13 protein-coding genes are annotated in these 14,447 nt (G+C 45.3%); 6 read left to right on the top strand and 7 right to left on the bottom strand.

Annotation, left to right across the window (positions count from 1 at the left end; all coding sequences use genetic code 11):
- Positions 1-159: 159 nt before the first annotated feature.
- The 6 genes from AB1401_09285 (at position 160) to AB1401_09260 (ending at position 6,593) form a co-directional block, all read left to right on the top strand.
- The gene (locus AB1401_09285) at positions 160-624 is read left to right on the top strand and encodes a MaoC/PaaZ C-terminal domain-containing protein (protein MEW6615643.1); all 465 of its coding nucleotides are present in this window, start codon (positions 160-162) and stop codon (positions 622-624) included.
- A gap of 16 nt (positions 625-640) precedes the next feature.
- Positions 641-1,384, top strand: coding sequence for a glucose 1-dehydrogenase (locus AB1401_09280; protein ID MEW6615642.1), 744 nt, complete (start codon positions 641-643; stop codon positions 1,382-1,384).
- A 20-nt stretch (positions 1,385-1,404) separates the two neighbouring features.
- Entirely contained in the window at positions 1,405-1,857 is a 453-nt protein-coding gene (locus AB1401_09275) for a Zn-ribbon domain-containing OB-fold protein (GenBank protein ID MEW6615641.1), read from the top strand.
- Between the two features lie 19 nt (positions 1,858-1,876).
- A complete protein-coding gene (locus tag AB1401_09270; GenBank protein ID MEW6615640.1) occupies positions 1,877-3,049 on the top strand; it encodes a thiolase family protein in 1,173 nt (390 codons plus the stop codon).
- A gap of 7 nt (positions 3,050-3,056) precedes the next feature.
- Positions 3,057-4,841 (top strand): CoA-transferase, encoded by a 1,785-nt coding sequence (locus tag AB1401_09265; protein ID MEW6615639.1) that lies wholly within the window; start codon positions 3,057-3,059, stop codon positions 4,839-4,841.
- Between the two features lie 219 nt (positions 4,842-5,060).
- Complete coding sequence (locus tag AB1401_09260; protein ID MEW6615638.1) at positions 5,061-6,593, top strand: long-chain fatty acid--CoA ligase; 1,533 nt, start codon at positions 5,061-5,063, stop codon at positions 6,591-6,593.
- Between the two features lie 94 nt (positions 6,594-6,687).
- On the opposite strand, the gene AB1401_09255 is transcribed toward AB1401_09260, so the two are convergent.
- The 7 genes from AB1401_09255 to AB1401_09225 all read right to left on the bottom strand — a co-directional run bounded on the left by AB1401_09255 (position 6,688) and on the right by AB1401_09225 (position 14,366).
- The gene (locus AB1401_09255; GenBank protein ID MEW6615637.1) at positions 6,688-7,080 is read right to left on the bottom strand and encodes a cobalamin B12-binding domain-containing protein; all 393 of its coding nucleotides are present in this window, start codon (positions 7,078-7,080) and stop codon (positions 6,688-6,690) included.
- A 37-nt stretch (positions 7,081-7,117) separates the two neighbouring features.
- Entirely contained in the window at positions 7,118-8,797 is a 1,680-nt protein-coding gene (locus AB1401_09250) for a methylmalonyl-CoA mutase family protein (protein MEW6615636.1), read from the bottom strand.
- Between the two features lie 22 nt (positions 8,798-8,819).
- Positions 8,820-10,046 (bottom strand): MltA domain-containing protein, encoded by a 1,227-nt coding sequence (locus AB1401_09245; protein ID MEW6615635.1) that lies wholly within the window; start codon positions 10,044-10,046, stop codon positions 8,820-8,822.
- On the bottom strand, positions 10,047-10,580 hold the full coding sequence (locus AB1401_09240; GenBank protein MEW6615634.1) for a YIP1 family protein: 534 nt from the start codon (positions 10,578-10,580) through the stop codon (positions 10,047-10,049).
- Positions 10,577-12,373, bottom strand: coding sequence for a M3 family oligoendopeptidase (locus tag AB1401_09235; protein ID MEW6615633.1), 1,797 nt, complete (start codon positions 12,371-12,373; stop codon positions 10,577-10,579). The genes AB1401_09240 and AB1401_09235 overlap by 4 nt, the downstream gene beginning before the upstream one ends.
- 65 nt (positions 12,374-12,438) lie before the next feature.
- On the bottom strand, positions 12,439-13,149 hold the full coding sequence (locus AB1401_09230) for a cytidylate kinase-like family protein (protein ID MEW6615632.1): 711 nt from the start codon (positions 13,147-13,149) through the stop codon (positions 12,439-12,441).
- Positions 13,150-13,214: 65 nt separating this feature from the next.
- The gene (locus AB1401_09225) at positions 13,215-14,366 is read right to left on the bottom strand and encodes an SAM-dependent methyltransferase (protein MEW6615631.1); all 1,152 of its coding nucleotides are present in this window, start codon (positions 14,364-14,366) and stop codon (positions 13,215-13,217) included.
- Between the last annotated feature and the right edge of the window lie 81 nt (positions 14,367-14,447).

The following is a 14,447-nucleotide window of genomic DNA, read 5'->3' as shown; positions in this document are numbered from 1 at the left end:
AGAGGGCAGGAGACAGAGGTCAGAGGACGGGGGTCAGCAAATGGCTATCAGCAGGATATGTTATAGTAAACAAGGCGAAGGGCAAAAGGATTTGTTTTTTTACTGAAAGCTGAGGGCTGATAGCTAAACGCTTACAAAAAATAAAGAAAGGAGTTTAATATGGCGAAAAAATCTGCACTAAAATACTGGGAAGACCTGGAGATTGGGGAAGAGTACACATCTCCCTCCCGAACCGTTACAGAGGCGGATGTTGTTAACTTTGCAGGACTTTCCGGGGATTACAATGAGCTTCACACCAGTGAAGAGTTTTGTAAGGGTAATATGTATGGAACCAGAATAGCCCACGGGCTTCTGGGGCTGTCTATAGCTTCGGGGCTGTTTACACGTACAGAACTGTGCCAGCAAACAGCAAGAAATCTTATTGCCTTTCTCGGATTAGAATGGAAGTTCAAAGGACCTATCAAGATAGGTGACACTGTTACTGTAAAGGTCAGGATAATAGACAAGAAAGAGACGAAGAACCCCGAGAGAGGAGTCTTTGTATTAAAGAGAGAGCTGTATAACCAGAGGGGAGAACTTGTGCAGGAAGGTGAAACCCCACTAATGATAAAGAGGAAAAAATAGAAGGAGGGTAAGTACAATGAGAGTTAAGGACAGAGTGGCAGTTGTTACTGGTTCAGGAAGGGGCATAGGTGAGGCAACAGTACGCAGGCTTTCTGAAGAGGGTGCCAAGGTTGTAATTACTGACATAAATGAGGAGAATGCCATAAAGGTAGCAAATGACATAAAGGCTAAGGGAGGGAGTGCTATAGCCGTAAGAACAGACGTGACCAGAATAGATGAGGTAGAGGCATTAATGGCGAAGGCGGTAGAAGCGTTTGGGAAGCTGGACATTCTGGTCAACAATGCAGGATTCAACAGGGATATGCTTATAAAGGACATGACAGAAAAGGATTGGGATGATGTCCTTGATACAGACCTTAAGGGGGCATTTCTATGCGCCAAATTTGCTACTAAATATATGGTAGAGCAAAAATACGGCAAGGTAGTAAATATTTCTTCCAGGGCATGGCACGGGAACCCCGGGCAGGCAAACTATTCATCCGCAAAGGCAGGGATAATAGGTCTTACTAAATCCATGGCATGGGAATTCGGTCGGTACAACATAAATGTGAATGCCATTGCTCCTGGTATAATTGCTACCGAGCTGATGAAGGGGCACCCAAAGTTTGAGATGATAAAGGAAAGACAACTGGCAAATATGCCCATTAAGAGGCTTGGAGAGCCGATAGATGTTGCCAACACAATCCTATTTCTGGTGTCGGATGAGGCGAGTTTTATCTCAGGAGAGGTTATTCATGTGAGCGGAGGAAGGTTTGGTTAATTAGCAGAGGAGTATACTGGATGACAAGAGACAATAGCGTTTCGAGAGTTGATACGATAGGGGACTTCATAGATCCGAAGCTAAGACCCTTTATCAAATTGCCGGAGTCTCCCTCTGAAAAGCCCCATCTGATAGGAAGTAAGTGTAGCTCCTGTGGGGAGTATTTCTTCCCCAGGAGGGCTATCTGCCCAAACTGCCTGAAGGATGAGATGCCGGAGGACGTACTCTTGGGCAATAAGGGGAAATTATATACCTACTGCATAGTGAAGGCGGCACCGTTAGGTTTTAATGCCCCTTATGCCATAGGATATGTAGATCTCCCGGAAGGGCTGCGGATATTCTCGCCTCTTGCAGAGTGTGATAAAGAGAAGTTAAAGATCAATATGGACTTAGAGCTTATTGTTGACAAAATTCGTGAAGATGAGGCGGGTCAGGCGGTATATGGATACAAGTTCAAGCCTGTTTCCCTTTAACTTTTAAAGGAGTTGGATTATGAGAACCGTGTATATCATTGGTGTAGGGATGACCATGTTCGGTAGATTTCCTGAGTCCAATGTTATAGAACTGGGAAGGACGGCAGCCTTGAATGCCTTACGGGATGCCTGTATCAATAAGAAGGATATACAGGTTGCATATGCCGGACATGCCAGAACAGGGCAGCTTTACAATAGAGAATGCGGGGTTGGGCAATCTATTCTATGGGAATTGGGTATTTCAGGAATCCCCATAAGCAGTGTAGGGAACTTTTGCTCCAGTGGTTCTACTGCCCTGAGAGAAGCCTGGATGGCGGTGGGTACAGGCATGTACGATGTAGCCCTTGCCATTGGTGTAGAAAAACTAACGGGGAGAACAGGAAAGGGACGTCCTCTGACCTCAGACGGGGTAGAATTGCTCACGTTGATGGGTTTCAGTCCCCCCATCTATTTTGGGAATGTTGCAACCCGTCATATGGCTGACTACGGCACGACCCCTGAGCATCTCGCCATGGTTGCTGTAAAAAATCGTAAGAATGCAGGTCCTAACCCTCGCTGCCAGTATAAAGACCCTATAACGATAGAGGAGGTCTTGAATTCTCCTGTTATAGTAGAACCCCTGACCCTTTTAAACTGTTGTCCCACTACCGATGGATCTGCTGCAGCAATCCTTTGCAGCAAAGAGGTTGTTAATAAATATACCAGAAAACCTGTTGAAATAGCAGCCTCTGCTCTTAGGTCAGGTCCGTATGAGAAATGCAAGGACATCACTACCTTTGGGTCAGATCGTCTGGCGGCATTAGATGCCTATGAAACTGCCGGTATTGGACCCGAAGACCTTGATTTTGCGGAGGTCCATGATTGTTTTACTATAGCTGAGATTATTCACTATGAAGACTTCGGGTTTTGCAAGAAAGGTGGGGGGGGTAGATTCATCGAAGAAGGGATATCCGATATGGGGGGGAAATTGCCGGTAAGTCCCAGCGGTGGGCTGATGTCCAGAGGGCATCCTATAGGAGCCACTGGTCTGGCTCAGGTAGCCGAAGCGGTATGGCAGCTCCGGGGAGTTGCAGAAAATCAGGTAAAAGGGGCAAAAGTTGCCTTTACCCACTGTGCCGGAGGGTTTCAGGATACTATAGAACTGGGTGATGTCCAGTCCAGTGCGGTCACTATACTCAAGAGGGGTTGGTAGAAGAAGAATGAAGGGTAAGGTTAAAGAGATATTGGAAAACAGGTTTAAGATAAGGGAGTACGAAGGGACAGACAAGGTATGTGATTTGGCCGGGGTAGTAAGAAACAATATAAACCCTGGTATGCTGCTGCATACCTGTCAGACAGGAGTGAGGTGGTGCAGTGCAATTATCTATGAGATTGCGAGACAGTTTTGGGGGAAAATGCCAGATTTTACAATAACTGGTATATCATTAAATCACCCCATAGCTGTTCTCGTTCATGGTGGTCTGGTAAAGAAGCTCATTACCACTTACTGTGGAGACCCTTATTATACAATAGGTCCTAATGCTGTCTTTCAAAGGGCATACAAAGAAAAGACCACACAGATAGAGATATGGTCCATACTTTCGTTACCTCTCAGGTTAAAGGCTGCTGCCATGGGTGTAGAATTCATGCCGACAAAATCCCTCATCGGCAGTGATATGGAGAAGGAGAACAAAGAAGACTTTATTGTAATAGATGATCCCTTCCAGGGCGGAGAGAAAATTGGTCTGGCAAGGGCGCTTTATCCTGATATATCCCTGACCCATGGTTGGGCTGCTGATAGGTATGGGAATACCCTGCTGCTTCCTCCATATGCAGAGAACCTCTACGGTTGTATGGGAAGTAAAAAAGGGACTATAGTAACGGTAGAGAAGATAGTCTCTACCGATTTTATAAGGCAGTATTCACATCTTATGAAGCTTCCGGGAGACTATGTCACCGCAGTGTGTGAGGTACCATTAGGCTCCCATCCCAGTGGCCTTGCCAAGGGGGGCATGAGTGATTTTCCAGTTTATGCTGAGGATTACGATTTTGTGGACGAGGCATGTGAAGCGGCAAAGAACCCGGAGGAGTTCGACAGGTGGATAGACAAATGGGTTCTGGGATGTAAAGATCACAAAGATTATTTGAACAAATTGGGCTACAATCGTATCCTTGCACTGAAAGGGAAGACCCATGCCGATTCATGGCGGTATGATGTAGAGGCAATCACCAGAGAATACGATTCTCCTGAATATACTCCACTTGAGATGGCAATTGTTATTGCGGGGAGAAAAACGAAAGAGAAAATAAAGAAAAATGATTACAGGACAATACTTGCTGGTGCAGGAATTGCCAACCTTGGGGCATGGCTTGCCTATTTTGACCTGAAGGAAGAGGGATTCGACATAGAGCTTATGGCAGAAATAGGTCTATATGGTTACACCCCTACACCTTTTGATCCCGCCGTATTTAACAACCGTAATTTCCCTACCTGCAAGGCAATAGTTGACACCCATGACATCATGGGTATATTTATGGGCGGCTCCAGGAATAGATGTGTTGGCACCCTGGGGATAGGCCAGATAGACAAATATGGGAATATCAATACAACAAAGATTCCGGAGAGGCTCTTATATATTGCCGGGTCGGGAGGTGCAAATGATATTGCTACATGTGCTCAGGAGGTAGTTGCAATTGCCGTCCATTCCAGAAGGCGGTTTTTGGATAGGGTAAGCTACATAACCTCCCCGGGGAGAAAGGTTACCACACTGGTATCCACCCTGGGTGTCTTTGAAAAGATAGGGAATGATGAGGAATTTACCCTTACAGGTTATTTTCCAGACAAGGGGGTAACCACGAAGGAAGATCATATCCGACAAATAAAGGAGAACTGCGGATGGGATTTAAAGGTCTCTTCTGACCCGGAAGAGATACCTCCTCCTGAGCTGGAAGAGCTTATAATGCTGCGGATGTTTGATCCCAGGAAGTACTATCTTGGAGAATAGCTTTTAGAAGATGTTAACTACCATCGTCTAAAGCCGATGGCTTAAGGGTTCAAGTCCGCCAGAGGCGGAAAGGGGTCAAGGGAGAATCTTTTCTTCATTACTCTCGAATCCTGGAATCCTCGACCCCTCGAATCCTTGCGGCGCAAAAGATCGAACTGAAGTCTTTCCGCCTCAGGCGGAAGGGTTTTTCTCCCATTTCCCAAAGGGGACAATAATGAGATGAATGTTGGTGATTGGATCAGGAAGAGGGCAATCCTCTCTTCTGGAAAGACGGCTGTAATATTCGAAGAAAAAGAATTTTCCTACCGGCAGGTCAATGAAAGGACCAATCAACTGGCACATGCAATGGTCGATAGTGGAATTAAAAAGGGCGATAGAGTGGCAGTCCTGTTTTACAACTGCCATCAGTTTTTAGAGGTCTACTTTGCTGCAGCTAAATTGGGTGCAATATTTGTTCCCCTGAACTTCAGGCTTGCAGGGCCTGAGCTGGAGTTTATGTTGAACAACTGTGGGGCGGAGATGCTGATATATAACTCTGATCTTGCTGATGCTGTAGATTCCATTCGTTCAGCTATACCTGTTAAGAAAGGAAACTTTATCCAGGTAGATGGTGATACACCTTCCTGGGCGTTTGACTATGAAGGACTGCTCCTCCGGCATCCGATGAGTGAACCTGAAATTAAGGAAGAGGTTGAACTGGAAGACCCTCAGATGATCATGTATACGTCAGGGACTACCGGCCAGCCTAAAGGGGCACTTTTATCTCACAGGAAGACATTCTACAATACCTTCAATGCAGATATTTACTTTGATATATCTTCAACCGACAGGATGCTGGTAGTAATGCCCCTTTTTCATTCCGGCGGGCTCAACATAACCGCAGTACCCATCCTTTATAAAGGAGGGACGGCTATTATTCAGAAACACTTTGATCCTGAAGAGGTATTACGGCTCATCGAAAGGTATAAGATCACCCTGATGATGGCGGTTCCCACCATGCTCAACTTTATACTGAAGAAGACCGATATGGAAAGGTATGTTCTTAACTCCCTGAGGACATGTATGACAGCAGGTGAAGTATGCCCCCTTTCCCTCATTAAAGAATACCAAAAAAGGAATATACCCATAAGACAGGTATTCGGTCAGACGGAGACCTCTATTGTCCTGTGGCTTCCTGAGGTTGATTCTATCAGAAAAGCAGGTTCTGTGGGGTTGCCTGTCTTCCATAGTGATGTCAAAGTGGTAAACAGGAAAGGTGCGGATGTAGTGCCAGGGGAGATCGGAGAGATCATTGTAAAAGGCCCTATTCAGATGACAGACTATTGGAATCTTCCAGAGGAGACAGCCCGGACCATAAGAGGTGGTTGGTTGCATACCGGAGACCTTGCCAGGGTAGATGATGAGGGATACGTTTACATAGTAGACAGAGAGAAGGATATGTTTATAAGCGGCGGTGAGAATGTCTATCCGGCAGAGATTGAAAAGGTCTATGCTATTCACCCGAAGATTCTGGAGTCGGCAGTAATTGGGGTTGCTGATGATGAATGGGGAGAGGTGGGTAAGGCCATAATTGCCTTAAAAGAGGGAGAAACCATGACGGAGAAAGAGGCACTGGATTTCTGTAAAGGGAAATTAGCAGGATACAAGACACCAAAATCAGTGATTTTTGTTGACGAACTTCCAAAGACAGCCAGTGGAAAGATAAAGAAGGTACCTCTCAGAAAAAAGTATGGCAAACCTTGCCTCGCTTGAACATGTCTCCCCGTTTTTATATGGTCTTACGTTTGCCACGTCCCCTTCACTTCGTTCAGGGCTTCGGCTCACCTGCTCCTCGCAATGACAGTTTCTATCTGTTCCAGCTTTCGGCGAGGGTCTCGACAATCTTGTTAATCTGGCTCCCTATCGGGAAGACCTCGATAACCCCCATCTCCTTGAGCTGAGAGATATCCTCCTTCGGGATGACACCACCTACGACAACTTTTTTGTCTTCGATGCCAAGAGCCCTAAGACATATTATCAACCTCTCCGTTAACCCCAGGTGTGCCCCAGATAAGAAGCTCAGTCCAACGACATCCGCATCTTCCTGAAGTGCCGTAGATGCTACCTGTTCGGGAGTCTTTTGTCTGCCGGTATAGATTACTTCCATCCCTGCATCCCGAAGCCCCCTTGCCACCCATTTCGCACCAAGGTCATGCCCGTCTAACCCCAGCTTTGCAATCAGCACACGCATTTTTTGCATTACAAACCGCTCCTCTTTTAATCTGTCAATTTGCCAATCAGAAAATACAGGGATCGGTGTACTCCCCAAAGATCTCCTTAAGCACCCGGGCCATCTCGCCGATTGTGGCGTATTCCCTCGCTGCATCGAGAAGATATGGCATCAGATTCTCTTTTCCTTTAGCTGCAAACCGCAGTCGCTCCAGACATCGGCTAACCTCCAGGTTGTCCCGTTCTTTTCTGACTCTCTCCAACCGCTCGATTTGTTTTTTCGTCGATTTGGGATCGGTTTTGTGAACCTTCAGCCTGTCCCATACCTGATAGACGTTCTCGCCGGGGACCACATACTTGTTTTTCCTCACAATGACCTTTTCCCCGCTCTCTATAGCCTTTCTCTCCTTGACAAAGGTCTCCATAATATCCCCGAGGATATATCCTGTCTCCATGGCTTTAACTGCTCCCCCAATGTCCTCGACTTTCTCCATTTTCCGTAGAGCCTCCTCCTCGATACGATTGGTCAGGTATTCTACGAAGTAGGAGCCTCCCAGGGGATCTACTGTCTTTGTGACGTTTGTTTCCTCGGCCAGGATCTGAAGGGTTCCGAGTGCAAGACTCTGGCTTTTCTGAGTAGGAATAGCATATGCCTCATCATAGCAGGGATGTGGAGTACCCGATGCTCCGCCGAGGGCACTTGCGAGGGCTCCATAAGCTGCCCGGACCAGGTTAAGCTCGGGCTCTTCAGCCTGGAGCATGTTAGGATTGGCCATGGCCGTGAACTTGAGGGATAGGGAAGCCGGTTTTGTGGCTCTGAACCTTTCCTTCATCATCCGTGCCCACATTCTCCTAGCGGCACGATACTTAGCCGCCTCTTCGATTATATGGATCCCTGAGGCGAAAAATATTGAGAGCTTGGGGGCGAATGCATCGATTTCAAGTCCTCTTTTAAGAAGCTCCTCGATGTAGCAGATTGCATTTGACAGGGTAAAGGCAAGCTCCTGGACGCAATTTGCTCCCCCCTCGCTCAGGTTTACTGCCTTCAGGTTAATGGGATAATAAAGCGGGAGTTCCCTGGAGCAGTACTCGATCAAATCGCAGGCTAGCCGTACACCATGCTTCAGGGGAAAGACTGTGGTTCCCTTGTGGACTGCTGCAAGGGGGTCGTTGGAAATAGCACCCGTTAGTCGGGAGCGATCAATACCCCGCTTTTCCGCCGTAGCGATGAAAAAGGCAATGATAATGGCAGCCAGTGTCTCCTCGTTGCAACTGAAAAGGGCCTTGTCCATGGGAAGCCCCTCAAACAGGATCTCAAAATCCCTGAGGGAATCTATGGCGAGGCCAACGCGGCCCACTTCCTCCAATGCCAGAGGGTCATCTGAATCGAGTCCCATATGGGTTGGCAGGTCGGGAAGGACGCTGAAATTTCTCTGCCCGCTCTCATAGAGAAACTTCCACCGTTCGTGTGTGTCCTCGGCGCTTCCAAAGCCGGTAAAGACACTGTAACGCCAGGGCCGATGTCTCCACATCTCCGTATAGGGTCCTCGTGTATAAGGATAGTCTCCCGGGAAGCCAATGTCTCTTATGTAATCAAAGTCGGGAAGATCGGAGGGAGTGTAAACAGCTTTAACCTCGATATTAGCGTCAGTCATGAGTTTTGGAGACCTTTCAAGACCGGCTGCATCGGTCCATGATGCCTCCTCATTGCATATACGGTCAAGGTCTTCTTTGTTAAAAATGGACATCTTCTCTTTTCCTCCTCTCAGATCATTTCTTGGGAGGTTTCTTCACCAGAAAGTACATCTCCCCGTAATGCTGCATAGCACCTGCTGCAATCTCTGCATCCTTTCCACTGCCCCAGAACAGGTCTACCCTGTCAGGACCCCTGATTGCCCCGCCTGTGTCCTGGTTAACAACAAATCTTGAAAAACATTTCCACTCACTTATTCTGCCAGACTGGTCTATCTCAGGCTTCTGAGTCGTAATGAAGGCAAGCCCTGCTTTGGGGAACAATCTATTGTCAGTAGCTATGGATCTTCCCGGAGTAAGAATAACTCCTGTGTTTCCAAGAGGTCCATTTTCGCCCTTTTCAAAAAATACATAGCTCTCATTGTAATTAAGGATTCTGCCCCTTTCTTCAGGATGGTCTTTAAAATAGGCTTTTATGCTTTGTAAGGATATCTTCTTTCCTGGGATTATGTTTTCATCTACTAATTTCCTTCCTATGCTTCGATAGGGTCTTCCGTTGGATGCCGCATAATGTATCCTCTGGATTTTTGTATCTCCCAAATCAATAATTCCTGAGCCCTGAACATGCAAAAAGAAGAGTTGTACAGGGTCAGATACCCAAAACAATTCTAACCCCTTGCCTTCAAGGGCTTTTTCTACATCAATCTCTTCCCTGCTGTAATAAGGAACAACCTTATTACCATTGTATCTTGCTACTATCTTCTCCGTTTCAAACTTTGGATTGAATTGCCCCAGATCAATCACCATTAAATCACCGGGTTTTGTGTATATAGGGTACTTGTATTCATCAGACCTGGTTAAGCTGCCTTTAAGCACTGGTTCATAGTATCCTGTAAAGAGCACAGAACCTCCTCCATCAGTTCCAGCTGATTTGTAAATGTAAAAGTGCCCTTTAATCTTTTTGTTTAAGTCTTTTGGACTGGCGGAGTTTGTAAGGATGTCTAAGAATGTATTCATGGACTCTGCTAGATATCCGGCAGTGTAAGCATGGGGACCATAGACAAATTCCCTGTCTGGAGGGAGTCTTTTGAGGTAATCAATGCTTCTCCCGATGGCTGCTTTCAGAGAATCCCTGTCCATATCATCTGTAAAATCAGGTATCCTCCAGCTTTTAAACAATACAAGGGCATTCTCAGGCTCTTTTACTTTTACAGCTGCCCTCTGGAGGCATGCACTGAGGAAAAGGGCAAGCAGGAACGGGATAAAAATCTTTTTAGTTATTTTTATATTATCGGTTTGCTTCAATTATACTGCCTTTCCGAAATCACCCATGATAGAAAACAATAACCACATTACCAGTAGTTGAATAATCCAGCCAATGGTACATACACCTACAGCACGTAATGTACTGCTATAATCAAGGGCTTGTCTAACTGCTATAACCATTGCCACCAGCATCCAGATTCCGGCAACAAAAAAGATAATTCCTGTTAGCCCCGGGATTATACCAAGCACCCGGATCAACCCTGGAGAGCTTGAGAAGCCTATAGTTCTCAACAACTCGCCAGGGTCAGCTCTGGTTTGTGGCTCTGGAAGGAGCTTTGTCCCAATAAGGTAAGTTAGCCATGCCCAGAGATACCACCCGGCAAGGGCCGCGAGGGTGCCTATGAAAATCCCGCCAAATCCTGCCCTTTGAAAGCTTCCTATCCCGGCCGCTAAACTTGAAATAATAACTACAATCATAGCCTGTCCCAATGCTCCATTATCAGCCTCGACTTCTTCATAGAGATTAACATCCAGCTTAGCTGCACGAATAAGACGGTCATTAAAAGTACTCATTGTTTCCTCCTGATTTGGTTTGTTGTAATATCTTCTAATATTGCAAGCATTTCATCCATGATTGTCAAACCCTCTAACCAGAAGTCAGGGTCGTCCAGTTTTACCCCAAAGGGTTTCACCAGATTTGCAGGAGAGTCTTTCCCCCCGGATGAGAGAAGACCGATGTATTTGGGTATAAACTCGTTTCCCTCTCTTTCGTAGCTCTTATAAAGGGACAGGGTCAGAAGCTCGCCAAAGGCATATGCATAGACATATCCTCTGGAATGCAGGAAATGGGGGATATAACTCCACCAGATAGAATAGTTTTCTGTGAGGGTGATCGAGTCACCGAACATATCTTTTTGGGTTTTTGTCCATAATTCGTTAAATTTCTCATTTGACAGTTCCCCTGTACCCCTTCTTTCCTTATGTACCGCATCCTCAAAGAGATACATGGATATTTGCCTGAAAACGGTTGCAAACATAGCCTCCAGTTTACTGCAGATAAGGCTTATTTCATCTTCTCTTTTGGGGGCTGTTTTTAACTGTTTTTTGAAAACCAGCATTTCACCAAAGACAGATGCGGTTTCTGCCATGGTGAGGGGTGTCTGACTATTGAAATATCCTTGCTCTTTGCCTGCCAGATACTGGTGAATTCCATGACCCAGTTCGTGGGCGACGGTCTGTACGTCACGGATGTTGCCTGTGTAATTAACCATTACATAAGGATGGACATCGGGAATGCAGGGGTGAGAAAAGGCGCCACCTCTCTTCCCCAGCATTACAGGGGCATGTATCCAGTGTTTATTGAAGAACATCAGAGCAATATCCTTCATCTCTTTGGAAAAATCCCCGAAAGCGTCAAGGAGTGTTTCTCTGCATTCGTCCCATGACACGACCCTTTCAGGAGAGAAGGGCAGGGGGGCATAACGGTCATAATCGAAAAGTTCATTGTACCCTAACATCTCCTTTTTTAATTTATAGTATCGCATAGGTATGTCATAACGGCTCCTGACTGCATCGGTCAGAGCATTGACCGTTTTTTCATCCACCTCGTTTGACAGATTTCTGGAGCTTATCCATTCAGGATACTTCCTAAGCCTGTCTGTAATCATGTGATCGGTCAGGATAGTATTAAAAATATGTGTTAATATATGTGAATATTCTGAAAGACCAGCGGTTAATTCTTGAGATGCCCTTTTCCTGACCTCGCGATTGCTGTTATACATGTCTGCCAGAATCTCTTCTTCTACCCTTCCCCTTTCTCCGAACTTTTTCTGGGAGATGATCTTATCAAAGAGCCTGGTCCAGCTGCTCAGTCCCGCAGGCTCTTTTTCTGCCAGGACCCTTTCTTCGGTCTCGCTTAGTTGGTGATGCCTGTATTTTTTCAGGACGTTCAGGAAGTGACGGTATTTTTCTATTTCAGGGGCATATAACAGCTTTTCTGAGGTTTCGTTGTCCAGGTTTGCCCACTCCAGGTTAAAAAAGACAATGTCTCTTTGGAACTCGCTCTCCAGTTCAAAAGCCTGCTGTAGAAATGCACCGGCTTTTGCATCCTGGGACCTGGTCGAATAATTTAAGAACGCAAAACTCTCTATTTTGCCAAGTAATTGGTTGAGTCCCTCAAGTTTATAAAGAGCCGTAAAGAGACCTTTGGGATCAAGGTCTCTGACCTTTCCCCTGTATTCTTTTGAAAAATTGGATATCCCACACCGTAGCCTTTCTATATCTTCTTCTATACGGGAGTCTTCTATCCCCTGATAGAGGTCGGCTAGATTCCATATGATATCTTCTGTTTTTAATCTTTCATCCATTTAGAGAGCTTACCTGATTCAGTTTGGTTAAGAGGGAAGGGGGATTTATCCGGTCAGGAATCTGCTTAAATGTAGCCCTTGGTCTTGAGATTATGTATGATTATCTCTGCTATTTCATCCAGTGAAGAGAGGGCGCTATTGATTAGTATGTGAAAGTTGTAAGGGTCCTTTATGGACTTAAACGTATACTTTTCAACGAAAGCCTCTCTTTCATTTTCAGTCCTTGTAACTAACTTTATTGCTTCATCTTCCGAAATCCCCATTTCATCCATGATCTTTTTTTTACGGAATTCAAAAGGAGCAATGAGACGTACATGAAGCCCTCTTTCGACATCCTTTGTAATGATGCAGCTGCCTCTTCCTATCAAGATTGCATTCCCTGTCTCTGCCAGGCCTATGAGTACCCGGGTAAGGTATTGGAAAATTTTGTACTCGTTGGGCCTGCCGAGAAATATATGATCCATGTACTGTTGCATCTGTGAACGCTGGTTTTCATCCAGAGAATTCGCAAGGGCTTCAGAGAGGTTGTGCTCATCGGCTATTTTATGGATAACCTCTTTATCAAAAACGGCCCAGGGGTATTCTTCACCTGTAAGCCTATCAAGCTTGTTCTGCAGGGTTTCCACTATTGGATAAACACGGCAGCCGAATTCCCTTGAAATTGTTATAAAAGGCAGCTTCTTTTTCCCCCTGCGCATCTTCCAGAGTTCTTGAGTTCTCAACTTCAACTGATGTGCTAATTGTGCTTCAATTCTAGCTTTGAATAAAGCAACCATAGAATCCTCCTTGTGGTTTTAATAACATTCCTAGTATAAAAAAATCTAGCACAGAATTAATTGACTTACAACTTTAATTTTAGCTTAGCATCCTCAAGCCCTTTCTGTTGTATTAAGACCTTGAACAGGACTCCCATACCCCCGGGCATAAGAAAGTTTTTCATGGCTAGTTTTTCTTTATAGTATTCCAGTGTTGACATATTGTGCTTGTTTTTCTCCAAGTCCTCCATGATATCGAGGAGACCCAGAGCTATGAGAAACCTGTGCTGTTCTAAATAGATGGTCTTCTTCAAATCCATCTTTTCGCCCGTTTCCATCAGGGTTGTAAAGTCAACATGTGCTGTAATATCCTGAAAGCCTGGTCTTATATAGGGATTGTGATTGATAGTATGTCTGTAGTAGCAGGAAATAGTGCCATCTGTTCTATGCGGGGCGAAAAGCTCATCTGCTGTGTACCCGTAATCAATGGTTATGACGAATCCTTTGCCCATGGCTCTGTGGATTTCTTTCAGCCAGTCGAAAATTCCCAGGTTTACCTCAGCCTTTTGCCCTTCCTCCAGTTTTATATTCAGGTTTGTAAAGTACTGTTCTAATGCAGGGGTGGACAGCTCGCCAAGCCCTTCCACGAAACCACTTTTGTTGAAAGTTACATACACCTCTTTTAGGTTCCCCCCTTCCATTTTGACCACATTGAAAGGAAAGGAATCAAGGAGTTCATTGGAGAGATAACACCCGTCAAATCGGAGGTCTCCTTTCTTTAAATCTGTATGGGAATGCCATATAACCCTGCCTTCATGAGAGTGATTTTTAAGCAGTTCTTTCTGAAAAGCAGGGAAATAGCTGCTTATCTCTATGATCTTATAGGTCAATGATTCATAAAAATCTGGCAACTGTTTTCTGGCGTAGTCCAGTATATCACAACACAAAAACCCTTTTCCAGCCCCTGCCTCCACTATAGTGAAATCAGATATTTTCCCCAGGATATTCCACATTTGATAGATCAATCTTGCTATAAGATACCCGAATACCGGGTGGATATGAGAACTTGTGTAATAGTCACCGTCTTTTCCGATCTTTTCCCTGGAGGAATTGTAGTACCCGTGGACAGGATGGTATAATGCCATATCCATATACTCTGCAAAGGTTATTTTCCCCTTTTTGCGGATTGTGTCGATGACAAACGATTTCAGTTCTCTGTTTTCCGGTTCAGTGACCATATTATTGATTCCCCTCAAATCCTTGACTCCTTGACCCGTTGAATCCTTTGGGAGATAATCCCCATTATATTTTTAACTAGA

It is taken from the genome of Thermodesulfobacteriota bacterium, from assembly GCA_040757775.1.
Lineage (GTDB): Bacteria > Desulfobacterota > UBA8473 > UBA8473 > UBA8473 > UBA8473.
This window is presented reverse-complemented; position numbering and strand designations above follow the sequence as displayed.